Here is a 24,471-nt window from a genome sequence, read left to right on the forward strand (position 1 = left end):
TTTATTCGTAAGCCATGGTGAAGGTGACGTTAGTATTCACTTTACCTGCATGAACCGAGTTGCTTTCAGACCAGTCAGCGCTTGGAACGTAAGCCGCTTTATAGGCAAACACACCACGTCCGTCGGCCAGGGTGACGCTTTGTGGCACATCAGTCGGATCACCGACCAGTACCTGGTTCACGTTGGTTGTCGTGTTGTTGTACAACGCAACACTGACGTTTTGCGCCGAGCCAGAGACCGTGGAGTCAGGTTTCAGCGTGCCATTAGACAATTCGGCAAACTGCTGAGAAGAGAAGCTGACGGTCGCTTTGGTCACGGATTCTCCACAGTCGTTCAGCATCAGTTCGAACTCTTTCGCCCCGACACCGCCCGCTGCCAGCGTGGTGGCATCCACCGCGGCTTTGGTGACAACAGGCATAGAAATGGTCACGTTATTGGCGGCAATACCGTTATTGGTGGTGATTTCGCACGTGGTATCAGATACCGCGCCATCAAAGGTAATTAACCCGATATCGGCTGCTTGTGCAGATAGGCTGCCGAACGCCAGACAAAATACGGATAAAGGGAGAAGCGTATTAATCTTTTTCATGAAATGTCCTTTTCATTATTAAAATAACAAAGGTATTAAATAAAGGGATAGTAATTAAATAAGCTTTTAACGGCTTATTGGTGTTGGAGTGTAATTCCCGTTGATATTGAGATCAAATTGAAATTAAGGTGATATAAATGTAACTAAATAATTCTTATTGGTTATTCAGAATAAGTAAACCCAATTTAATGATTAAGTTTTTACTATTGAGTTTTGTTCTTTCGGTCGTTATTAATTATCAGATTAAGAGATCTTGAGGATCAGTTTATTTAATTGAAGTGGAAATCCTGCCAGAAACACCTATCAAAATATATGATGTGTAACGCTTTACGATCTATGAGAATGATAAACAAATTGTGCTATTGGCTGTGAATTAAGACAACGGGTGATGAGTTGTGTGAATAATAAACAAGGCGCAGTAAACGGCCGGGAGGTGGGAACATCGGGGAAAAGAAAGGCACCCGCAGGTGCCTGAATGATTAACGCAGTGATATCACGCGCCGGTGACGGCGTATGCGTGACAAACTCTGGCGTTATTTACCTTGTGCAATGCGTGCCTTGATATGGTCAGCGCGTTCCTGAGAGGGCGGATGCGAGCTGAATAAACTCTTCTCGCTGCTGCCGCTCATTTTTGCCAGCTTCTCAAAACCGGTCACCAGGCCTTGTGTTGGCAGGCCGCGTTTTTTCAGCAAGTCATAGGAATAATCATCCGCATCAGATTCCTGTTTCTGTGAGAATTGTGCGTTGATGAGTTCTTCACCCAGATCTGCCAGTTGGGTACTGGAAAGTTGTCCGGCTATGCCACCGGCTGCGCCCGCTGCATTGTGCGCGGCAGAAGCACTGTAGGCGACCTGCATGGCTTTTTTGCTGTGACCGAGCGCGACGTGCCCCATTTCATGCCCCAGTACGCCTTCGACTTCGTCATCCGTCATCAGATCCATCAGACCGCTGTAAACGCGGATACAGCCGTTGGCCATCGCCCAGGCGTTGACGTCACTGGTGAGATAGACTTTATAGTTAGCCGGTCTGCCGTTGATGTCATTACCGAGATTTTTGGCAATTTTATTCAGACGTTTGGTGTATTTGCTTTTTGATGAGGCGATTTTAGATTCCGCGTCCAGTGCTTTACACGATCCTTCGGTCATATTGATGACGTCCTGATCGGTCAGCGTTGCCGCTTTATAGGCATCTGAACCGGATTTCATTAATGCATCCGTATTGAGTGAGCCGTTCTGACAGCCCGTTAATAATACGGCAACGCTTAACGCGATTGAGGTAATACGAAAATTCATAATCCATCTTCCTTTGACAGTTAAATGATACAGCGCAGGAAGAATAACCAAACAGGACAAGTAAGCGAGGGAAATACAGCGGGACGTAATATTTTCAGATTCTGTGCAGTGGCGCTTTCTGTTTTACGGAACATGCAGAAATAACTTTCTGAATAAAAAAGAGATACACCTGATGATGCATCTCTTCCTTTATCATTATTTCCCGGCAGCAATTCGCTCGCGGATGTGTTTCGCCCGCGCTTCTGAGGAAGGGTGGTCGTCAAACCAGCCGATGCTGCTTCCCTGATCCAGTTTAGCCAGCTTCTCAAAACTGGTTGCCAGACCGGTCGGATCGATACCGCGTTTTTTCAGCAGGTCGAAAGAGTAATCGTCCGCTTCTGATTCCTGTTTCTGCGAGAACTGCGCGTTGACATATTTCTCGCCCAGATCGGCAAGTTGCGACTGTGACAATGTGGCGCTGACGCCGCCGAGAGATGAAATCGCAGATCGCGCCGCCGTCGCGCTGTACGCCACCTGCATGGCTTTGCGGGTATGACCGAGTGCGACGTGGCCCATTTCGTGGCCGAGTACGCCTTCCACTTCATTGTCGTTCATCATGTCCATCAGACCACTGTAAACGCGGATACAGCCGTTCGCCATTGCCCAGGCGTTGACGTCTTTAGTCAGATACACCTTATAGTTGGCCGGCGTGCCGTTGATATTATCGCCCAGCGCTGCCGAGATTTTTTTCAGGCGTTGTGCATATTCACTGCTGTCGGGCGCAATTTGTGCCTTTTTATCCATTTCTTCACACGACTGCACGCTCAGCGTTTTGACGTCGGCATCGCTCAGCGTATACGCCTGATAAGCCTGTGCGCCGGACTGCATTAAGGTATCGGTATTGACCGTGGCACAGCCGCTGACCAGCGTGGCTGCAAACAGACTTAACATAACAGGATGAAATTTCATCAATTGAGGTTCCCGGAGAGAGTGTACAAAACAGAAAATTCGGCCCCAAAAAGGCCCTTACTGTAAGGATAGCGTTAAGGTAGGTTTTTCGCAGCGCCCGATCTATAGTGTAAGTCCGAAAAAACGCACTGATTTAAAAGCGGATTTCGTGAACTTAATCACGAGAGTGATTAGAGATTGCCGTTTTAATGCCGAGTCTGAGAAAATGACTTTCTTGACTGCTTTTTTAATCCGACCTGGAGTAGAACATGTCCTCTCGTAAAGAGCTTGCGAACGCTATTCGCGCACTTAGTATGGATGCCGTGCAGAAAGCGAATTCCGGCCACCCTGGTGCCCCTATGGGCATGGCAGACATTGCCGAAGTGCTGTGGCGCGATTACCTGAACCATAACCCGACAAACCCGCACTGGGCTGACCGCGACCGCTTCGTGCTGTCCAATGGTCATGGTTCTATGCTGATTTACAGCCTGCTGCACCTCACTGGCTATGATCTGCCGATGAGCGAGCTGGCGAACTTCCGTCAGCTGCACTCCAAAACCCCGGGTCACCCTGAATACGGTTACACCCCTGGCGTTGAAACCACCACCGGTCCGCTGGGGCAGGGCATCGCCAACGCCGTCGGTTTTGCTATCGCAGAACGTACGCTGGCTGCACAGTTCAACAAACCAGGTCATGACATCGTCGATCACCATACTTATGCATTCCTGGGCGACGGCTGCATGATGGAAGGCATTTCTCACGAAGTGTGTTCTCTGGCCGGTACCATGAAACTCGGCAAACTGACCGCGTTTTATGATGACAACGGGATCTCCATCGACGGCCACGTAGAAGGCTGGTTCACCGATGACACCGCGGCACGTTTCGAAGCGTACGGCTGGCACGTTGTGCGTCACGTTGATGGTCACAATCCTGACGCCATCAAAGCGGCTATCGAAGAAGCACATAAAGTGACCGATAAGCCCTCCCTGCTGATGTGCAAAACCGTGATCGGTTTCGGTTCACCGAACAAAGCCGGTACTCACGATGTACACGGCGCGGCGCTGGGTGCTGCTGAAGTGGCGGCAACCCGTGAAGCATTGGGCTGGAAATACGCTGCGTTTGAAATCCCGCAAGACATCTATGCGCAGTGGGATGCAAAAGAAGCCGGTCAGGCCAAAGAAGCGGCATGGAACGACAAGTTTGATGCTTACGCTAAAGCCCACCCGGAACTGGCAAAAGAGTTCAAACGTCGTGTGAACGGCGAGCTGCCAGCAAACTGGGAAACCGAAGCACAGAAATTCATCGAACAGCTGCAGGCTAACCCTGCAAACATCGCCAGCCGTAAAGCGTCTCAGAATGCGCTGGAAGCGTTCGGTAAAGTGTTGCCAGAATTCCTCGGCGGCTCGGCTGACCTGGCGCCAAGCAACCTGACCATGTGGTCCGGTTCTAAGTCTATCGGCGACGATCAGGCGGGTAACTACATCCATTATGGTGTGCGCGAATTCGGTATGACCGCCATCACCAACGGTATCGCATTGCATGGCGGTTTCCTGCCGTACTCTGCAACCTTCCTGATGTTCGTGGAATACGCACGTAATGCCGTTCGTATGGCTGCGCTGATGAAAATCCGCAACGTGTTCGTCTACACCCATGACTCCATCGGTCTGGGCGAAGATGGCCCGACGCACCAGCCGGTTGAGCAAATCGCCAGCCTGCGCGTTACGCCAAACATGAGCACCTGGCGTCCTGCGGATCAGGTTGAATCTGCTGTGGCATGGAAATACGCGATTGAGCGTAACGACGGCCCGGTGACCCTGATCTTCTCCCGTCAGAACCTGACCCAGCAACCACGTACCGCTGAGCAATTAGCCAACGTGGCGCGCGGTGGTTATGTGCTGAAAGATTGCGACGGCACACCAGAAGTGATCCTGATCGCGACCGGTTCTGAAGTCGGTATCACGGTAGAAGCGGCGGACAAACTGGCTGCTGCGGGCACCAAAGTCCGTGTGGTTTCCATGCCATCCACCGATGCCTTCGACAAACAGGACGCGGCTTACCGTGAATCTGTCCTGCCGAAAGCGGTTTCTGCCCGTGTGGCAGTGGAAGCCGGTATCGCGGATTACTGGTTCAAATACGTGGGCCTGAATGGCGCTATCGTCGGTATGCACAGCTTCGGCGAATCTGCTCCGGCAGAGCTGCTGTTCAAAGAATTCGGTTTCACTGTTGATAACGTTGTGGCTCAGGCACAGGCGTTACTGAAGTAATTCCGCTTTCTTAAAACTGCTTAAAAGCACCTTCGGGTGCTTTTTTTTCGCCCGGATTTTCATGCGCGGGTTCTCAGTTTCCTGCGAAATGACGCAGGTCAAACCCCGCTAAGGTGGACTCGGCTACACTGCCCGCATTCTGAAAGTGTTTCATTCAGTCAGTTTTTGCGAAAAATCACTGTCTAAAAGGTGATGAAAAAGTAAAATCACTGTGAATACACAGAATTGCCTGGTGTTTTTTTCAGCGATCGGTGCGATTAATGCGTCTGTTTTCTGGGAATTATTCCTTTTAATCATCGTTTGGTTTATTCTCAGCTGAACCGTTTCAGTCGGGCTATTTGAGCTTAACATCGTCACCAGGTTGTTATCGTGCCTGAAACTGAAACTTTTTTGCCGCACGCTTTGTGCGAACAGATGATGATGGTGATTCACCGTAAACGCACGCTGCATTACTATAGGTGTTACTGAAATTGAGTAACAACCGTGTAACAGGGAGATGTATGCCAATACGTATTGCAATTAATGGCTTTGGTCGCATTGGCCGTAGCGTATTGCGCGCGTTATACGAATCCGGGCGTCGGGCGGAAATCTCCGTCATTGCCATCAATGAAATTGCCAGCCCAGAAGGCATGGCCCATCTGCTTAAATACGACTCCAGCCACGGGCGCTTCGCCTGGGATGTCCGCCAGGAAGGTGAAAATCTTTACGTCGGCGACGACTCCATCCGTTTACTTCATCAGCCTGATGCCAGCCAGTTGCCATGGGGCGAACTGAGCATTGACGTGGTGCTCGATTGCACCGGCGTTTATGGCAGCCGTGAAGACGGAGAAGCCCAGCTTGCGGCCGGGGCCAAAAAAATTCTGTTCGCGCATCCGGGCGGTCATGATCTTGACGCCACGGTGGTTTACGGTGTGAACCACGAGTTGCTCGAACGTCAGCACCGCATTGTGTCCAATGCGTCCTGCACCACCAACTGTATTATCCCTGTGATCAAGCTGCTCGACGATGCCTTTGGTATTGAGTCCGGCACGGTAACGACCATCCATTCCTCGATGAATGACCAGCCGGTGATTGATGCGTACCATGCGGATTTACGCCGTACGCGCGCCGCCAGCCAGTCCATTATCCCGGTCGATACCAAACTGGCCGCAGGGATCACGCGCATCATGCCTAAATTCTGCGATCGCTTTGAAGCGATCTCGGTGCGCGTGCCGACAATCAATGTCACAGCCATTGATCTGAGCGTATTTGTCGGGGGTTCTGTGACGGTAGACGAGGTGAACCAGCTGCTGCAAAAGGCCGCAACAGGTGCTTTTCGTGGTATAGTTGACTATACCGAACTACCATTAGTCTCGACAGATTTTAACCACGATCCCCACAGCGCCATCGTAGATGGAACGCAGACGCGGGTAAGTGGACAGCACCTGATTAAGACACTTGTCTGGTGCGATAACGAGTGGGGTTTTGCCAACCGAATGTTGGATACAACATTGGCAATGTCCTCCAGCGGTTTCTAGTACGGCTGTTCCGGCCTTCTGGCCGAAATTGCCTTCAAGCAACTTTAAAGAGAATCAACGAGAGGATTCACCATGTCTGTTATTAAGATGAGCGATCTGGATTTAGCGGGTAAACGCGTACTGATCCGTGCCGATCTGAACGTGCCAGTTAAAGATGGCAAAGTAACGTCAGATGCACGTATCCGCGCTTCTTTACCAACCATCGAAATTGCCCTGAAACAAGGCGCACGCGTGATGGTTACCTCGCATCTGGGTCGTCCGACTGAAGGCGAATATAACGAAGAGTTTTCTCTGCTGCCGGTTGTTAACTACCTGAAAGACAAACTGTCTTCTCCTGTACGTCTGGCTAAAGACTATCTGGATGGCGTTGAAGTTGCCGAAGGCGAGCTGGTTGTTCTGGAAAACGTTCGCTTCAACAAAGGCGAAAAGAAAGACGACGAAGCCCTGTCCAAAAAATATGCTGCCCTGTGTGACATCTATGTGATGGACGCATTCGGTACTGCGCACCGCGCGCAAGCTTCTACTCATGGCGTGGGCAAATTTGCGCCAATCGCCTGTGCGGGTCCGCTGCTGTCAGCAGAACTGGAAGCATTGGGTAAAGCACTGGGTAACCCGGCGCGTCCGATGGTCGCTATCGTGGGTGGTTCTAAAGTTTCTACCAAACTGACCGTTCTGGATTCCCTGTCCAAAATCGCTGACCAGCTGATCGTTGGCGGTGGTATCGCGAACACCTTCGTGGCGGCTCAGGGCAACAACGTGGGTAAATCTCTGTACGAAGCAGACCTGGTCGGTACCGCAAGCAAATTGCTGGAAACCTGCGACATTCCTGTTCCTACCGATGTTCGCGTGGCGACCGAGTTCTCTGAAACGGCCACCGCGACCGTGAAGTCTGTGAAAGACATCAAAGATGACGAACAAATTCTCGACATGGGCGATGAGTCTGCAAACCGTCTGGCTGAGATCATTAAAAACGCTAAAACCATTCTGTGGAATGGTCCTGTAGGCGTGTTCGAGTTCCCTAACTTCCGTAAAGGGACCGAAATTGTGGCGCAGGCCATTGCTGACAGCGAAGCATTCTCTATCGCAGGCGGCGGCGACACTCTGGCAGCTATCGACCTGTTCGGTATCGCTGACAAAATTTCCTATATCTCCACTGGCGGTGGCGCATTCCTGGAATTCGTTGAAGGGAAAGCACTGCCAGCGGTTGTGATGCTGGAAGAGCGTGCTAAGAAGTAATGAACCCTGAACGGGGAGCATAACGCTGTCCGTTCTTCTTTGCCGCGCGGGGGGCTGCACAGTGGAACCCGCGCGACATAGCAAACCGATTCAATCCATCTACGGCCGACGAATACAGGACAAAGAACTATGTCTAAAATTTTTGATTTCGTAAAACCAGGCGTTATCACTGGTGATGATGTACAGAAAGTTTTCGCTATTGCTAAAGAAAACAAATTTGCTCTGCCAGCAGTTAACTGCGTAGGTACTGACTCCATCAACGCCGTTCTCGAAGCTGCTGCGAAAGTCCGTTCACCGGTTATCGTTCAGTTCTCCAACGGTGGCGCTGCGTTCATCGCGGGTAAAGGTCTGAAAACTGACGTGCCACAAGGCGCGGCAATCCTGGGCGCAATCTCTGGCGCGCACCACGTGCATCAGATGGCAGAACATTACGGCGTGCCGGTTATCCTGCACACCGACCACTGCGCGAAAAAACTGCTGCCATGGATCGACGGTCTGCTGGACGCGGGTGAAGCTCACTACGCGAAAACCGGTAAACCACTGTTCTCTTCACACATGATCGACCTGTCTGAAGAATCTCTGGAAGAAAACATCGAAATTTGCAGCAAGTACTTAGCGCGCATGGCAAAAATCGACATGACTCTGGAAATCGAACTGGGTTGTACCGGCGGTGAAGAAGATGGCGTGGACAACAGCCATATGGACGCATCTGCACTGTACACTCAGCCACAAGACGTTGATTACGCATACGAAAAACTGAACGCTATCAGCCCGCGTTTCACTATCGCTGCGTCATTCGGTAACGTACACGGTGTTTACAAACCAGGTAACGTTAAACTGACTCCAACGATCCTGCGTGATTCTCAGGAATACGTGTGCAAGAAACACAACCTGCCACACAACAGCCTGAACTTCGTGTTCCACGGCGGTTCCGGTTCTACTGCAGCAGAAATCAAAGAATCTGTAGGTTACGGTGTTATCAAAATGAACATCGATACCGACACCCAGTGGGCTAACTGGGACGGCATCCTGCAGTTCTACAAGAAAAACGAAGCTTACCTGCAAGGTCAGTTGGGTAACCCGGAAGGCGCGGACAAACCTAACAAGAAATTCTATGACCCGCGCGTATGGCTGCGTTCTGCACAGTCTTCCATGGTGACTCGCCTGGAACTGGCATTCAAAGAACTGAACGCGATCGACGTACTGTAATTCTTACGCTTCCGGTGCTTGACCACCGGAATGTGAGGATAATCGTCAAAGGGGCTTCGGCCCCTTTTTTATTGCCTGCTTTCCGGCCACAATAGCCCGTTATCTGTGTTTCGCCAGAATCCCCGAAGAGAGAGCCATGAAGCCAAAATCTGTCACCCTCGATGATGTCGCGCGCCACGCCGGTGTGTCTTATCAGACCGTTTCGCGCGTCCTGAATCAGGCTGCGCACGTCTCGGTCAGAACGCGCAATAAAGTCGAACAGGCGATGGCGGCGCTGAATTACGTTCCGAACCGTGTCGCCCAGCAACTGGCGGGCAAACAAAGTTACACGCTGGGTCTGGCGACCACCGAACTGGCCCTGCATGCGCCGTCACAAATTGCCTCGGCGATGAAAACCCGCGCGAACCAGTTAGGCTTCAACGTCGTGATTTCGATGATTGATAACCTGAGCCTTGCTGCGTGCCGTACGGCGGTGAATGAACTGATGTCGCAGCGGGTCGATGGCGTGCTGATCAACGTGCCGCTGTCGAATGACGACGCTGACGCGATCGCCCGGCTTTGTGGCAATTTACCGGCGTTGTTTCTGGATGTGGATCCGCAGGCGGATGTGTTCAAGATTCTGTTCGATCCGCATTGCGGGGCAGAGCAGGGCGTGGAACATTTGCTGACACTCGGTCATCAGCAGATCGCGGTGCTGACCGGCCCGCTGGAATCCATCTCTGCGCGACTGCGCTATGAAGGCTGGCTGAAGACGCTGGCGACGCACCATATTACGCCCTGTGCGGTTCAGCACGGCGACTGGAGCGCGGCGTCCGGTTATCAGCAGGCCCTGTTGTTGCTCAGTCAGCCGGTACGTCCTACGGCTATTCTGGTCGCCAATGACCAGATGGCGCTGGGTGTCCTGCGTGCCGTCCATGAGTTTGGTTTGCGGGTGCCGGAACAGATCTCGGTGATTGGCTATGACGACACCGAAGACAGCGCCTTTTTCTTCCCGCCGCTGACCACCATCAAACAGGATTTCCGCCTGCTCGGGCACGAGAGCATTAACCGGCTGGTTGAGCATCTGCATACGCATGGCGATCATCAGCAATCCTCGCTGTTACTGCCCACGTCCCTGGTGGAACGCCACACAACCGCCAGACCCGGCGAAGACAATGTGTCACAGGAAGCCTTGTCGCAGGAACTGATCCGCATCGCCCGCCAGCTCAGCGCGCTGTAACCCCCTTTTCAGAACAGACTGACGCGGAATTTGTGATCCGCGTCCCTTTCCCGCATCCCTCCGCTTTACTTACGCCTCACGGTTACGCATGTTTATATGATTGTGAGCGCATAACAATTTAGCGGGGAAACATTATGACGTCATCATCGGAAGATACATTATCATCACTGGCCACTGTTCTGGCCCGCCGTGACTGGGAAAAACCGGCCTCGACGCAGTGCAACAGATTACCTGCGCATCCGCCATTCAGCAGCTGGCGAAATGCTGAGAAAGCCAGAGAGGGTAAGGCTTCAGAGCAAGTTCGCAGCCTGAATGGCGAGTGGGTATTCAGCTATTTCACCCGTCCCGAAGCCGTGCCTGAGCAATGGCTGCAACAGGATCTGGACGGTGCCGATCTTGTGCAAGTGCCCTCTAACTGGCAACTGGCGGGATACGACGCGCCGATTTATACCAACGTTCAGTATCCGATCCCGGTCAATCCGCCGTTTGTGCCGGAAGAAAACCCTACCGGTTGTTACTCGCTCACAGTTTCTGTGGATAATGACTGGCTGACCTGCGGGCAGACGCGCATTGTGTTCAACGGCGTGAATTCTGCTTTCTACTTATGGTGTAACGGTCAGTGGGTCGGCTATTCGCAGGACAGCCGTTTACCGGCCGAATTCGATCTCAGCGGCGTACTGCATGCGGGTGAAAACCGGCTGGCGGTGATGGTGCTGCGCTGGAGCGACGGCAGCTATCTGGAAGATCAGGATATGTGGCGCATGAGCGGGATTTTCCGCGATGTCACCTTGCTGCATAAACCGGCGGAACAAATTACTGACATGCAGGTGCGCACGCATCTGTTCCACGGTTTCACCCAGGCCGAACTGGAAGTGCAGGTCAGCGCCGCCGTGCCGCAGGAAAACGCCGCGGATTATCAGGTGCGCGTCCAGTTGTGGCAGGGCGATAAACCGGTGGCGGAACATCAGCAACCGCTCGGCAGCGACATCATTGATGAACGCGGGGCGGCCTTTGACCGCACCACGCTGCGTCTGCCGGTCAGTCAGCCCGCCTTGTGGAGTGCAGAACAGCCCGCATTATACCGCGCGGTGGTTTCCCTGATTTCGCCGCAGGGGCAGCTTCTTGAAGCCGAAGCCTGCGACGTCGGTTTCCGTCAGGTGGAAATCAGCAACGGGCTGCTGAAAGTGAACGGTCAGCCGGTACTGATCCGCGGCACCAACCGTCACGAGCATCATCCTGAAAACGGTCAGGTGATGGACGAAGCAACGATGCGCCGCGACATCGTGCTGATGAAACAGCACAACTTTAACGCCGTGCGCTGCTCGCATTATCCGAACCATCCGCTGTGGTACAAGCTGTGTGACCAATACGGCCTGTATGTGGTCGATGAAGCCAATATCGAAACCCACGGCATGCAGCCGATGAACCGTCTGTCGGATGATCCGGTATGGTTCAATGCTTTCAGCGAACGCGTTACCCGTATGGTTCAGCGCGACCGCAACCATCCGTGCATCATCATCTGGTCACTGGGCAACGAATCCGGCCACGGCGCGAATCACGATGCGCTTTACCGCTGGATCAAATCTGTCGATCCGACCCGTCCGGTGCAGTACGAAGGCGGCGGCGCCAACAGCGCGGCAACTGACATTATCTGCCCGATGTATTCCCGTGTTGAGCAGGATCAGCCCTTCCCGGCAGTGCCGAAATGGTCAATCAAAAAGTGGATCAGCATGCCGGACGAAACGCGTCCGCTGATCCTCTGCGAATACGCCCATGCGATGGGCAACAGCTTTGGCGGCTTCGATAAATACTGGAAAGCGTTCCGCCAGTTCCCGCGTCTGCAGGGCGGTTTTGTCTGGGACTGGGTCGATCAGAGTCTGCTGCGCACCGGCGAAGACGGCGGGCGTTATATGGCCTACGGCGGTGATTTTGGCGATACGCCAAACGACCGCCAGTTCTGCATGAACGGTCTGGTGTTTGCTGACCGCACGCCGCACCCGTCGTTGTTTGAAGCGCAGCGCGCCCAGCAATTCTTCCAGTTCTCGCTGATCAGCACCGCGCCGCTGACGCTGGAAATCCACAGCGAATATCTGTTCCGTCACAGCGACAACGAACAACTGGTCTGGCGTATCGAACGTGACGGCGAGGTGATTTCGCAGGGCGAGGCCGCGCTGAATATTGCACCAAACGGCAAGCAAACCCTCAATCTGGGCGATATCCCGCCGGCAGAAGGTGATCTGTGGCTGAACGTCGCCGTGCATCAGCCGCAGGCGACGGCCTGGTCAGACGCCGGTCACCGCAGTGCCTGGGATCAATGGCAGCTGCCGCAGCCGCTGACGTTGCCGGTTCCCGAAAAAATCTCCGCCGCCGCGCCGGTGCTGGATCAGCAGGGCGATCAGATCACGGTATTGCATGGCGCGCAACGCTGGCAGTTCAGCCATCAGAGCGGATTGCTGGAGCAGTGGTTTGATGGCAAAAAGCCGCGTCTGCTTTCTGCGCTGCGTGACCAGTTTGTCCGTGCGCCGGTGGATAACGATATCGGCGTCAGCGAAGTCACCCGTATCGATCCGAATGCCTGGGTTGAACGCTGGAAAGCCGCCGGGATGTATCAGCTGGAATCGCGTTTATTAAACATTTCCGCCGATCAGTTGCAGGACGGCGTGGTGATCATCACCACCCACGCGTACATGGCGGGGGACGAAACGCGTCTGCTGAGCCGCAAGATTTTCCGCATCGATAATCAGGGCGAGCTGCATATCAGCGCCGATGTCCGCGTGGCGTCAAACGTGCCGTCGCCGGGACGTATCGGCCTTACCTGTCAGCTGGCGGAAACGGCAGAGAATGTCAGCTGGCTGGGGCTGGGACCGCATGAAAACTATCCGGATCGTCGTCTGGCCGCACAACACGGGCGCTGGACGTTGCCACTTGGCGAACTCTACACGCCCTATGTTTTCCCGACCGAAAACGGCCTGCGTGGAGAAACCCGCGAGCTGGATTACGCCGGATGGAAGCTGCGCGGCAATTTCCACTTTGGCCTGAGCCGCTACAGCCTGCAACAGCTGATGGAAACCAGCCATCGCCACCTGTTGCGCGAAGAAGAGGGCACCTGGCTGAACATCGACGGCTTCCATATGGGCGTCGGGGGGGATGATTCGTGGAGTCCGAGCGTCAGCCCTGATTTCCTGCTGACCGCCGGCCAGTATCGTTATTCACTCACCTGGAAACGTGCCTGACATCCCGCGCTGTGGCGTTAACGCGCCGCAGCGCAGTATTCAGACGTAAGGAAACTGCTTATGTATTACCTGAAAAATACTAACTTTTGGATGTTCGGGCTGTTCTTCTTCTTCTACTTTTTCATCATGGGAGCCTACTTCCCGTTCTTCCCGATCTGGCTGCATGACATCAATCAGATCAGCAAAAGTGACACCGGCATTATCTTTGCCAGCATTTCGCTGTTCTCGCTGTTGTTCCAGCCGGTGTTTGGTTTACTGGCCGATAAACTGGGGCTGAAAAAACATCTGTTGTGGATCATTACCGGCATGCTGATCCTGTTCGCGCCGTTCTTTATCTACGTGTTTGGCCCGCTGCTAAAAATCAATATCTATCTGGGATCGGTGGTCGGCGGGATTTATCTTGGCCTGATTTACAACGCCGGTGCGCCTGCGATTGAAGCCTATATCGAAAAAGTCAGCCGTCGCAGCAGCTTTGAATTTGGCCGCGCGCGGATGTTCGGGTGTGTCGGCTGGGCGCTGTGTGCGTCGGTGGTTGGCATCATGTTTACCATCGATAATGAATTTGTGTTCTGGCTCGGCTCCGGCTGTGCGGTGATCCTCGCCATCCTGTTGCTGATCGCCAAACCGGAAGTCACCTCCAGTGCCCGCGTGGCTAATGAACTGGGGGCGAACACCAAACCCTTCAATCTCAAACTGGCGGTCGAACTGCTGAAAGATAAAAAACTGTGGTTCCTGGCGCTGTACGTCATCGGCGTTTCCTGTACCTACGACGTGTTCGACCAGCAGTTTGCTAACTTCTTTACCTCGTTCTTCACATCGTCTTCAGAAGGCACGCGCGTCTTTGGCTATGTGACCACCATGGGCGAACTGCTGAACGCCTGCATCATGTTCTTCGCGCCGCTGATCGTGAACCGCATTGGCGGCAAGAATGCGCTGCTGCTGGCCGGGACGATCATGTCAGTACGCATCATCGGCTCCTCTTTCGCGTCATCGCCGCTGGAAGTGGTGGTACTGAAAACCCTGCATATGTTTGAAGTGCCGTTCCTGATTGTCGGTTGTTTCAAATACATCACCTCCGTCTTTGAGGTGCGTTTCTCGGCAACGATTTATCTGGTGACGTTCTGCTTCTTCAAACAGGTGGCGATCATCTTTATGTCGGTGTTTGCGGGCAACATGTATGACCGTATCGGCTTCCACGGCACCTATCTGATCCTCGGCTTGGTCGCGCTGACCTTCACGGTGATTTCTGCCTTTACGCTGACCGGACGCGGACCGCTTCAGGCATTCAAAACCCCTGAGCCGCTGAATAAGAGTGCTGTAAATTCTTAATTTATCTGAAGTCCTGACCGTCAGATTGGCACTTCATCGCATTGTTAGTTAACCTTAAAGCACACTTGCTGCCCGCATCGTCGGGCAGCTTTGGTTTCTTGCAGCCCGTCAGGGTGTAATTTTGAGGTACTTTAAATGGATGATTTGAACGTTGTGGGCAGCATTAACAATGCTGGCAACTGGTTGGTAAGAAACCAGGCGTTACTGCTTCATTACGCTGTGAATATTGTGGCCGCTATTTTCATTCTGATTGTGGGGATGATCATCGCCCGCATCGTTTCCGGCGCGGTCAGCCGGGTGTTAAAAGTTCGCGGTATCGATGTCACGGTTTCCGACTTCCTTTCCGCCATGGTGCGTTATGCGATTATCGCGTTCACGCTGATTGCGGTGCTGGGACGGATAGGCGTGCAAACCACCTCGGTGATCGCGGTGATCGGTGCCGCCGGTCTGGCCGTCGGTCTGGCATTGCAAGGCTCGCTGTCTAACTTTGCAGCAGGCGTTTTGCTGGTGATCTTCCGTCCGTTCCGTGCCGGTGAGTATGTCGATCTCGGCGGTGTGGCGGGGACTGTCACTCAGGTGCAGATTTTCTCCACCACCCTGCGTACGCCGGACAACAAAATCATTGTGGTGCCGAACGGCAAAATCATCGCCGGTAACATCATCAACAACTCCCGCGAACCGACCAGCCGTATCGACCTGACCATCGGCGTGGGTTATGACTCGGATATCGATCTGGTGAAGAAGATCCTGACCGACATCATCACTGCCGATCAGCGCGTATTGAAAGATAAAGACGTGGTGGTTCGCCTGAACGAAATGGCGGCCTCAACCCTGAATTTCATCGTTTACGCCTGGACCAACAACGGTGATGCGCAGAACGTGAAATGGGATCTGCTGGAATCGTTCAAACGCGCGCTGGATAAAAACAACATCAATATTGCTTATCCGCAAATGGATGTTCATCTCTATCAGGTCGCTAATGCAGCGGCCAGTCAGCAGGAAGAACAACGCGCGATAGAGCAGAAAGGGACGGCGGAGTAATTCTTCCCGAATCCCTACGATGACAGGCGCCTGCGGGCGCCTTTTTCATGCCCGAAACCCCCGCCCGCCGATGATAAGCCAGCCTAATGACCGATTAGAAATATCCATTTCCTCTTATGCCAGCAAAGCCCTTACACTGCGCGCAATCTCTGTTATTTATTTTCTGAAGGAGTTCTCCGTGCTGGCTATTTTCCTGCAAGGACTGGCGATGAGCGCCGCAATGATTTTACCGATTGGACCGCAAAATGCGTTTGTGATGAATCAGGGCATCCGCCGTCAGTATCATCTGATGATTGCCGGGTTGTGCGCGCTGAGCGATATCGCACTGATTTGCGGCGGCATCTTTGGCGGCAGCGCGCTGCTGAGCAAATCCCCGACCTTACTGATGCTGGTGAGCTGGGGCGGCGTGGCGTTTTTACTCTGGTATGGCTGGGGCGCGTTTCGTACTGCCTTCAGCAAAAATCCCGAACTGGCGCAGGCCGAAGTGGCGAAGCAAAGCCGCTGGAAAATCGTGGTCAGCATGCTGGCGGTCACCTGGCTGAATCCGCACGTATATCTCGATACTTTCGTGGTACTCGGCAGTCTGGGCGGCAGTCTCAGCCATGATGAGCGTTCATGGTTTGCACTCGGTGCGGTCAGTGCGTCGGTGATGTGGTTCTTCGGGCTGGCGATCCTCGCCGCCATGCTCGCGCCCTGGCTGAATACCGGCAAAGTACAGCGCGTCATCAACTTTATCGTCGGTGCAATTATGTGGGGAATTGCAATACAACTGGCGCGTCAGACCGGGCTATTTTAAGTTTTGTCACTAATCTTAGTTTCTGTTGTAACGGATTATGCTACGGTTTCGCAGATTGTTTGACCTATCTATTGCCAGATCTTTGATGATTAATGGAGGCACTGTGAAACTGAAAGCATTGGCTGTAGCAGCGATGTTGGGATTAGGGACATTACCGCTGGCGTTACAGGCGGCAGAATTACCTGCCGGGCCGCACGTCGTGACGTCAGGCACCGCAAGCGTGGATGCCACGCCGGATATCGCGACGCTGGCGATCGAAGTCAGCGTGTCAGCGAACGATTCAGCCAGCGCCAAAAAGCAGGCTGATGAGCGCGTGGCAGAGTACTTTGCTTTCCTGCAGAAAAACGGCATTGAGAAAAAAGACATCAATGCGGCGAACCTGCGTACTCAGCCGGAATACAATTACCTGAAAGACGGCACGTCACAGCTGAAAGGTTATCGTGCGGTACGTCAGGTGCAGGTGACCTTGCGTCAGCTGGATAAACTGAACGAACTGCTGGATGGCGCACTGAAATCAGGCCTGAATGAAGTGCGTGCGGTGGAACTGGGCGTGGCCAATCCGGATAAATTCCGTGATGAAGCGCGTCAGAAAGCCATCGAAAACGCCACGCAGCAAGCCCGATCGCTGGCCGAAGGTTTCCATACCAAACTGGGACCGGTATACAGCATTCGTTATCACGTGGCTAATTACCAGCCGATGCCGGTGGCGCGCATGTATAAAACCGCCGAAGCCGCAGGGCAGAGCGATGTTGCGCAGACCTACGAACAGCAGAGTATTCACTTCGACGATCAGGTCGATGTGGTATTTGAATTGCAGCCACAGGCACCGGCTCCGGCTCCGGCTCAGTAAGCATGATGCTGTAAAAATGAAAAAACCCGCTCCGGCGGGTTTTTTATTATTCCTTTTAAATAAGTTGTCAGTTCTATTGTTTTTCAATTAATTAGTTTTTCGTATGGTTTGAGTAAAGATAATTGTCGTTAATATATTAACTGTTTTAAAAATAACATTCAGTATGGGAGGGCGATATTAACAGCGAGAATAATGGGGATGCATGAAGACATAACATCTCAATTATTTTTCTGATTCTATGGACTGAATATGAATATTCATAAAACACTTCTGGCAATCGCAATAAGCGCAGGCAGTTTTTCTGCCTGTGCCAGCATCGCTCCGTTAGTTTTCCATCAACAAGATGACGCCATTAACAGCCTGACGGGTTCCCTTAAAGGGCAGGTGAAGTTTGCTCAAACCCATACCATTGATCCTGCTAATAACAGCGCGCAGGAAATGCCGCGTCTGGTCAGCCTGCGTGACACGTTATTTATGTTTATCCCGCATTCGGACAGCACGGGAACAAAGTACACAATACAGCTGACGGATAAAAAGGGCGTCAGCCATGGTCCGTTTACGCTTTCTCCGCCTTCCGCATTGCCAGCCAGTGACAAGGCAGATCCGGCTGACAGCGCACATCCCGACGTGGTGTATTCCGATAATGCCTACAGCGCGAAACTTTCCTGGGATCTGATCGAACCCGGAATGGTGATTTCAATTTCCGATGAAAATGGCCACACGGGCCTGCTGGCGGATATTGATGTGGGCGCTGAAAATGAGGTCATGATCCAGAATATCCGGCTCGGAATGCTGACTGAACCGGCGAAAACCAATGAACTTGAGGGTAATTCCACCTTAGCGGCGGATTATTTCCAGAAAATACCGGTCTCACGGCTGATTGTCGGAAATTACTCCCCGCTGCACCTGACTAAAGTTGTGCTGTCAGATGGCAAGGTTTATGACTATCAAAGCGATACCACCGGGGATGTGTACAGCGGTGATATGCGCGAGGATATCGCCAAGAACCTGATTTCGATGGGCATTGATAATGCCAACTTCGGCATTAATGATTCCGCAGGTTCAACGCAATGGCAACCGGCGTGGTTTAATATTTATGCTGTGCATGAGGCATGTGGCTTTTATCAAAACGGTGTCGTTGAGCATGGCCTGAGCGGTGGAAACGGGATGGCAACGCTGACTCAGACCACCGGCAATGAATTCAGCCATGAACTTGGGCATGCATACGGATTGGGTCATTATCCTGGCGGCGGCATGTGGTCGACACATAATCCGAATTCCGGCTGGGGTTGGGACAGCTTTAATAACCGTTTTATCGCGAACTTTTTCTGGGATGAAAACGGGAATGTGGTTTCTGAAGGGGTTACCACCTTGCCATTTTCGGGTGTCTATCGCTTCAATACGGATGCGATGGCGGGTGGGGTAGCCAGTTCGCCTTATTCTGCCTATACGTTGTACACCGGCTATTCCCAAAAACGTATTCAGGCCGGAATGGAAAATACCGGTGTCATTTCTGAGTCCGCTGCTTCGGGTTATCTGATCTGGGATGAAGATAAGCATGAAATGGTTGAACGTAATGATCCAACCCGACTTAAGCCGGTGAAATTTGGCGTTCCTGTGACGACACTGGTCGGTTTTTACGATCCGGTTAAGGACGTGAAAGGCTACATTTACCCGCCGATGACCAGCAGTTATGGCTACGTCTATGCGCCACAGCCGGTGAAAGGGGGGCAATGCTGGGCGGAAGTGACCTTTGCCGACAATCACAAACAACGTTATCCGCTGGCAGGTGCCCGTCATAACACCGCGCGTATGAATAAATTCCATTTCAATGTTGAAACCGCGAGCAACCCGCAATCCGTCTCCGTGAATTGTCCGCAAGAAGACATGAGTGCGGCTTACGATACCTGGAGAAATGACTACTTCGGCGTGGAAAGAATTAAGAACTGGAGTGCCGACAAAAACGGTGTTGCGGGAGATGTTTACCTCGACACCGATGGCCGCTATTTCAAGCTTAAACATCCGGGTTATTGGTATTACCCTGCGGGTACACAAAGTAATAACGATTGGGAATATCTGACCAATGAGAAGGCGTTGAACGATCTTTTCGCGGCAGAACTCGCCGGGCAAAGCTATGACAGTATGGGCGTTGAATTACTCGATCAGCGTACTATTGAACCCGCCACCGTTGAACCTGCGCCCGCTGTCGTCATCGGGAAATCTGAGGGTTTCACTCAGGTGCTGGAACAGACGATCCGGTTTGAACAAAATGCTCAGCTAAAACCTCACAGCTATGCCACTGTTGAGGCTTTCGAAAAGGATGTTCGCACCTCTTATGGGAAAAGCGACATTAAAACCTGGAGCTCAAAAGGTAAAGACAGCGGTATGCCGGGAGACCTGTACGTCTATGAAAACCCGTACACCAAAACCCGCGACTACTTTATTCTTAAGCAAAAGAACTACTGGTATTTCCCGACCAGCCAGCAGTCTACTCAGGTTTGGGGATATATAGGTTCAGCGACACAATATGTTCATAATGACGTTTCGCCGCTGTTTGCACATATCAACAAATCTCTTTCAACAGAAAGCTTGCTGAAAAAATATTTCTCCAGGGAGGATATTTTTAGCTGGTCTCAGCGAAAGGCCACCACGCAAGACAGAGAGATATTCGTCTATCAGAACCCTCACAATAAAGATAAGGAGTATTTCCTTCAGCGCAACAGGACGTCCGGGCATTATTTCCCAACCAATAAAAAATCGAATGCAGACTGGTATTATATTGGCGACGAAAAAACGCTGGAAGCGATGAAGCAACTCTCTCAGGCTGATATGGAACAGCAGTTATTGTCATGGTATGGCAAAACCGAATTCAAGCCGTGGCAGAGCAATGCGACCAACAATACGATCGGTGACTTATATAAAAATGACAATAAGGGAACCCAGGATTACTTCATGCTGAAAACGCCAACCTATTGGTACTTCCCGACTAACCTCACATCAAACAACGACTGGGAATATTTAGGCAGTTATTAACCTTTCCCACATAATGGAAAAACCCGCTCCGGCGGGTTTTTTATTTGTGAACATTTACATCGCGGTCAGGACTCTTTATCCGCCGAAAACGTCACGCCTTTCTGTGCTTCCAGCGCCCGCAATCTTTCCGTCAGTGCGTGGCTGATTGAGGCATAAGCGGTACTGCCCAGCGCCAGACGCAGCGGTGGATTCACTTCACCGGCAGCGGCGATCATCGCCCTGACGGTGTTCAGCGCGTCACCTTTAATGGCAAAATCACCGGAAGCTATCGCCCGGCGGACCTCTCCGGCAGGTGTTTTTTCATAGCAAGGCAAGGGTGTTGCATGATCCAGCCCGGTGCCGAATTCAGTGCGGGTCGGGCCGGGTTCGATGATCAGGAAATCAATGCCAAACGGTGCCACCTCCTGCGCAACGGATTCAATAAAACCTTCAATTCCCCATTTGGTTGCATGATAAAGGCTGAAATTCGGATAGGCGATCTGTCCGCCTTCTGATGAAACCTGCACAATCCGGCCGCCGCCTTGCGCGCGCAGGTGCGGCAAAACGGCGCGGATCAGTTGAATGGAGCCGACCAGATTGGTTGCGATTTGTCTGTCGATTTGTGCGTCACTGATTTCTTCCCCCGCACCGAACAAACCATATCCCGCATTGCTGACCACGACATCAATTCGCCCCATCTTAGTGAATGCCCCGGCGACGGCCGTTCTGATTGACTGCGTCTCTGTCACGTCAAGCGTGATGATATGCAACTGATCACCATAGAGTGCCTGTAAGGTGTCGAGCGCACCCGGCTTGCGTAAGGTGGCGATCACGCGGTCACCGCGCTCAAGTAGCTGTTCAGTGAGCAGCCGTCCCAGGCCGGTCGATGTGCCTGTAATAAACCATGTCTTTGCCATTCTCAAATGCCTCTGTTGCAGGAGTTGCCAGACATTCAGGGTAGGGCAATACTATTGTTGCGTTAATACCCCATAAACTGCATGAACAGGTGAATAAAATCACACCAATGAGCAAACCGACACTGGCAGAACTCAGGGCCTTTATGGCCGTAGCCGAACACCGCAGTTTCCGCCGCGCCGCCGATCTTCTCGGCATCACGCGATCCTCGCTCAGCCACATTATGCGCGGGCTTGAAGACCGTCTGGGTGCACGACTTTTACACCGCACGACGCGCAGTGTGTCGCTGACCGACACGGGGGAACGCCTGCTTAAACGGATTGACCCGCTGATGAGCGGCCTTGATGCTGCGCTGGAAGATGTGGCGGGCGAGCAGGGACGGCTGACCGGCGAATTGCGGATAAACGGCAGCGAAGGCGCTATCCGCCTGTTGTTACGAGAGATTGTGCCGCAATTCATGGCGCGTTATCCCGGCATTACGCTGGATCTGGTGGCGGAAGGAAAGCTGGTGGATATTGTCGGGGAAGGGTTTGATGCAGGGATCCGGCTGGGGGAAGCGGTTCCCCGGGACATGATCGCGGTACGACTCAGTCCCGATATGCGTTTTCTGGCCGTGGCCTCGCCGGATTATCTTGCGGCGCATCCCGCCCCTGAAACGCCGGATGATCTCGCCCGTCATCAGTGTCTGCGCCAGCGCCTGCCCAGTGGCAAACGCTATCGCTGGGAATTTCAAAAACGCGCAGAGGAAGTGGCGATGGACGTGCCGGGAAGTCTGACACTGGATAATACGCAACTGATGGTGGAGGCTGCGCAGAACGGGCTGGGGATCGCATATGTTCCTGAGGATTATGCGCAGGTTGCGCTGAAAGAAGGGCGTTTAAAGACGGTGCTGGATGACTGGTGCCCGCCGATCCCCGGTTTATTTCTTTACTTCTCGGGCAACCGGCATGTGCCCGCGAGCCTGCGGGCATTGATAGATCTGGTCCGGGAGAAAAGCGGTTAAACGCCACTTTTCACGCCGGATCATTCCGTCAGTCCTGACGCAATACCTGATGGCCGTGGGCGATCAGCGCGTCGGTCACTTTACGCATCATGCGGCTTTCCGGCGCGAAACGGTGCCAGTACAACATCCGGCGCTGGAACAGACCCGGTGTCAGGTCGATCAGTTCGCCGCTTTCCAGTTCTTTCTCGATTTGCAGATGCGGGATCATGCAGCAGGTGGTGCCCTGACGGGCGAGCTGGACGAACGCTTCTGACGAGTTAACGATGTGGCACGGCACGCTGCCCGGCGACAAGTCGAAATTCTGTTGCAGGAAAGCCTGATGCATATCGTCCAGATGGTCGAACGCCACCGCAGGCGCTTTCAGTAAGGCCGAACGGGTGACGCCATTCGGGAAATAGCGGTCAGCAAAAGGCTTGGAGCCGACAAACAGATAGTCCAGCGCACCCAATTGATCCACCAGACAGCTTGGCAACGGTTGTGGCTGAATACTCACCGCCCCGACCACTTCGCCGCGACGCAGACGTTCCTGAGTGCGCGTTTCATCTTCCACCTGTAAATTCAGGCGGATAGGGGAATCAACCAGCACCGATTTCAGTGCCGGTAACAGCCAGGTTGCCAGGCTGTCGGCGTTGACCGCCAGCGAAAGCAACAGCGGCGTATCATTGCTTTCATTGTTGCTGTCACTGCCCAGCCACTCTTCTTCCAGCAATTCCACCTGATGTAACAACGCCAGCAGTTTCTGACCCTGCTCGGTCGGGCGAGGCGGAACGGTACGCACCAGCAGCGGCTGGCCGAATAAATTTTCCAGTTGTTTAATACGCTGAGAGACCGCCGATTGTGTGATGCAAAGTTTCTGCGCAGCGCGCTCAAAACCGCGCTCACGGATCACCGCGTCCAGTGCCTGTAGCGTTCTATAGTCCGGGCGTTTCATCGGAATTCTGTCCCTTGGATTTAATTTTATCCGGACACTATGCCACAGATTGTCAGGTTTTGTGGTGAGGAAAATCGGAGGAATGGCAGCACAATTGCACTTAATAAGTGTGATCTGGTCACGCACCTGGTCGCCCAATTTGCCGGGACATGCTTTATAATCACCGGCAGAATTCGTTTCATCCCACTATTCACAGCACTTTCGTGTTATCAGACAGAGAAGCCATTATGACGCAGGAAGAATTGAAAAAAGCAGTCGGCTGGGCCGCGCTGGATTACGTGACTCCGGGCACCATTGTAGGTGTCGGCACCGGATCTACCGCCGCGCATTTCATTGATGCACTGGGTTCTGTCAAAGGCCAGATCGAAGGCGCAGTGTCCAGCTCCGATGCCTCCACCGCAAAACTGAAAAGCTTAGGCATTCATGTTTTCGACAGCAACGAAGTGGATTCTCTGGATGTGTACGTTGACGGTGCCGATGAAATCAACGGCTCAATGCAGATGATCAAAGGCGGCGGTGCTGCGCTGACCCGTGAAAAAATCATTGCCGCGATCGCCAAAAAATTCATCTGCATTGTGGATGCTTCCAAACAGGTCGATGTGCTGGGCAAATTCCCGCTGCCGGTGGAAGTGATCCCGATGGCACGTTCTTATGTGGCGCGTGAACTGGTGAAACTCGGCGGCCTGCCGGAGTACCGCCAGAATGTGCTGACCGATAACGGTAACGTGATCCTCGATGTGCATAATCTGAATATCGTCGATGCCGTCGCGATGGAAAATAAGATCAACAGTATTGCCGGTGTGGTGACGGTGGGGCTGTTTGCTAACCGTGGCGCGGACGTGGCGCTGGTCGGGACATCTGAAGGCGTTAAAACTGTTAAGCTGAAATAAGACAGCGATAAGCAGAAGATCTGGCTGCTCAGACAAAAGCAGCCAGACACACTCCTGTCATAACGCAATGTTATGAAGATGATAATTTTCTGACTGAATCATCTTTTCTTCAGAAGCCGTAATTTGGTGACTTATGTCACATTCCTGTGTTTCTCCTCCAGAACGTCTGGCTCCGCAAAATCTAACCAGCATGAAATGCTAAAAACCATCACGCGCGG

18 protein-coding genes are annotated in these 24,471 nt (G+C 52.8%); 13 read left to right on the top strand and 5 right to left on the bottom strand.

Translation table 11 applies throughout. The annotated features are described in order from the left end of the window. Position 1: 1 nt before the first annotated feature. The 3 genes from EDF78_RS22845 to EDF78_RS22855 form a co-directional block, all read right to left on the bottom strand. Positions 2 to 589: a fimbrial protein gene (locus tag EDF78_RS22845; RefSeq protein ID WP_095924817.1), complete on the bottom strand. Its 588-nt coding sequence runs from the start codon at positions 587 to 589 to the stop codon at positions 2 to 4. A gap of 533 nt (positions 590 to 1,122) precedes the next feature. Then, the gene (locus tag EDF78_RS22850) at positions 1,123 to 1,881 is read right to left on the bottom strand and encodes a M48 family metallopeptidase (protein ID WP_095924818.1); all 759 of its coding nucleotides are present in this window, start codon (positions 1,879 to 1,881) and stop codon (positions 1,123 to 1,125) included. Between the two features lie 195 nt (positions 1,882 to 2,076). Beyond that, complete coding sequence (locus tag EDF78_RS22855) at positions 2,077 to 2,829, bottom strand: M48 family metallopeptidase (protein ID WP_119826893.1); 753 nt, start codon at positions 2,827 to 2,829, stop codon at positions 2,077 to 2,079. A 248-nt stretch (positions 2,830 to 3,077) separates the two neighbouring features. Between EDF78_RS22855 and tkt the strand changes: the two genes are divergently transcribed. The 11 genes from tkt (at position 3,078) to EDF78_RS22910 (ending at position 20,535) form a co-directional block, all read left to right on the top strand. Next, a complete protein-coding gene (gene tkt, locus EDF78_RS22860) occupies positions 3,078 to 5,072 on the top strand; it encodes a transketolase (protein ID WP_133823958.1) in 1,995 nt (664 codons plus the stop codon). Positions 5,073 to 5,572: 500 nt separating this feature from the next. Further along, positions 5,573 to 6,589: an erythrose-4-phosphate dehydrogenase gene (gene epd, locus EDF78_RS22865; RefSeq protein ID WP_133823959.1), complete on the top strand. Its 1,017-nt coding sequence runs from the start codon at positions 5,573 to 5,575 to the stop codon at positions 6,587 to 6,589. A gap of 72 nt (positions 6,590 to 6,661) precedes the next feature. Next, complete coding sequence (pgk, locus tag EDF78_RS22870) at positions 6,662 to 7,825, top strand: phosphoglycerate kinase (protein WP_095924823.1); 1,164 nt, start codon at positions 6,662 to 6,664, stop codon at positions 7,823 to 7,825. A gap of 129 nt (positions 7,826 to 7,954) precedes the next feature. Then, a complete protein-coding gene (gene fbaA, locus EDF78_RS22875; protein WP_013576802.1) occupies positions 7,955 to 9,034 on the top strand; it encodes a class II fructose-bisphosphate aldolase in 1,080 nt (359 codons plus the stop codon). A gap of 136 nt (positions 9,035 to 9,170) precedes the next feature. After that, positions 9,171 to 10,253 (top strand): LacI family DNA-binding transcriptional regulator, encoded by a 1,083-nt coding sequence (locus tag EDF78_RS22880; RefSeq protein WP_133823960.1) that lies wholly within the window; start codon positions 9,171 to 9,173, stop codon positions 10,251 to 10,253. Positions 10,254 to 10,387: 134 nt separating this feature from the next. Beyond that, positions 10,388 to 13,486, top strand: a complete 3,099-nt coding sequence (locus EDF78_RS22885; protein ID WP_133823961.1) for a beta-galactosidase — start codon at positions 10,388 to 10,390, stop codon at positions 13,484 to 13,486. A 60-nt stretch (positions 13,487 to 13,546) separates the two neighbouring features. After that, positions 13,547 to 14,815: an MFS transporter gene (locus EDF78_RS22890; RefSeq protein ID WP_095924826.1), complete on the top strand. Its 1,269-nt coding sequence runs from the start codon at positions 13,547 to 13,549 to the stop codon at positions 14,813 to 14,815. A 135-nt stretch (positions 14,816 to 14,950) separates the two neighbouring features. After that, entirely contained in the window at positions 14,951 to 15,856 is a 906-nt protein-coding gene (gene mscS / locus EDF78_RS22895) for a small-conductance mechanosensitive channel MscS (RefSeq protein ID WP_119826888.1), read from the top strand. Between the two features lie 178 nt (positions 15,857 to 16,034). Further along, positions 16,035 to 16,652 carry an arginine exporter ArgO gene (argO, locus tag EDF78_RS22900; protein ID WP_131694102.1) on the top strand — a complete coding sequence of 206 codons (618 nt, stop codon included), beginning with the start codon at positions 16,035 to 16,037 and terminating at the stop codon, positions 16,650 to 16,652. Positions 16,653 to 16,755: 103 nt separating this feature from the next. After that, the gene (locus EDF78_RS22905) at positions 16,756 to 17,502 is read left to right on the top strand and encodes an oxidative stress defense protein (protein WP_133823962.1); all 747 of its coding nucleotides are present in this window, start codon (positions 16,756 to 16,758) and stop codon (positions 17,500 to 17,502) included. Positions 17,503 to 17,751: 249 nt separating this feature from the next. Then, positions 17,752 to 20,535, top strand: a complete 2,784-nt coding sequence (locus EDF78_RS22910; protein ID WP_133823963.1) for a M66 family metalloprotease — start codon at positions 17,752 to 17,754, stop codon at positions 20,533 to 20,535. A 65-nt stretch (positions 20,536 to 20,600) separates the two neighbouring features. On the opposite strand, the gene EDF78_RS22915 is transcribed toward EDF78_RS22910, so the two are convergent. Further along, positions 20,601 to 21,431: an SDR family oxidoreductase gene (locus EDF78_RS22915; protein ID WP_095924831.1), complete on the bottom strand. Its 831-nt coding sequence runs from the start codon at positions 21,429 to 21,431 to the stop codon at positions 20,601 to 20,603. Between the two features lie 107 nt (positions 21,432 to 21,538). Between EDF78_RS22915 and EDF78_RS22920 the strand changes: the two genes are divergently transcribed. Then, the gene (locus EDF78_RS22920) at positions 21,539 to 22,432 is read left to right on the top strand and encodes a LysR family transcriptional regulator (RefSeq protein ID WP_095924832.1); all 894 of its coding nucleotides are present in this window, start codon (positions 21,539 to 21,541) and stop codon (positions 22,430 to 22,432) included. 28 nt (positions 22,433 to 22,460) lie between these two features. Here EDF78_RS22920 and EDF78_RS22925 read toward each other — a convergent pair whose 3' ends face one another. Continuing rightward, positions 22,461 to 23,363: a LysR family transcriptional regulator ArgP gene (locus tag EDF78_RS22925; protein ID WP_013576793.1), complete on the bottom strand. Its 903-nt coding sequence runs from the start codon at positions 23,361 to 23,363 to the stop codon at positions 22,461 to 22,463. A gap of 227 nt (positions 23,364 to 23,590) precedes the next feature. Between EDF78_RS22925 and rpiA the strand changes: the two genes are divergently transcribed. Beyond that, on the top strand, positions 23,591 to 24,253 hold the full coding sequence (gene rpiA, locus EDF78_RS22930; RefSeq protein ID WP_095924833.1) for a ribose-5-phosphate isomerase RpiA: 663 nt from the start codon (positions 23,591 to 23,593) through the stop codon (positions 24,251 to 24,253). Positions 24,254 to 24,471 lie beyond the last annotated feature (218 nt).

Source organism: Rahnella sp. BIGb0236, assembly GCF_004364755.1.
GTDB lineage: Bacteria > Pseudomonadota > Gammaproteobacteria > Enterobacterales > Enterobacteriaceae > Rahnella > Rahnella victoriana.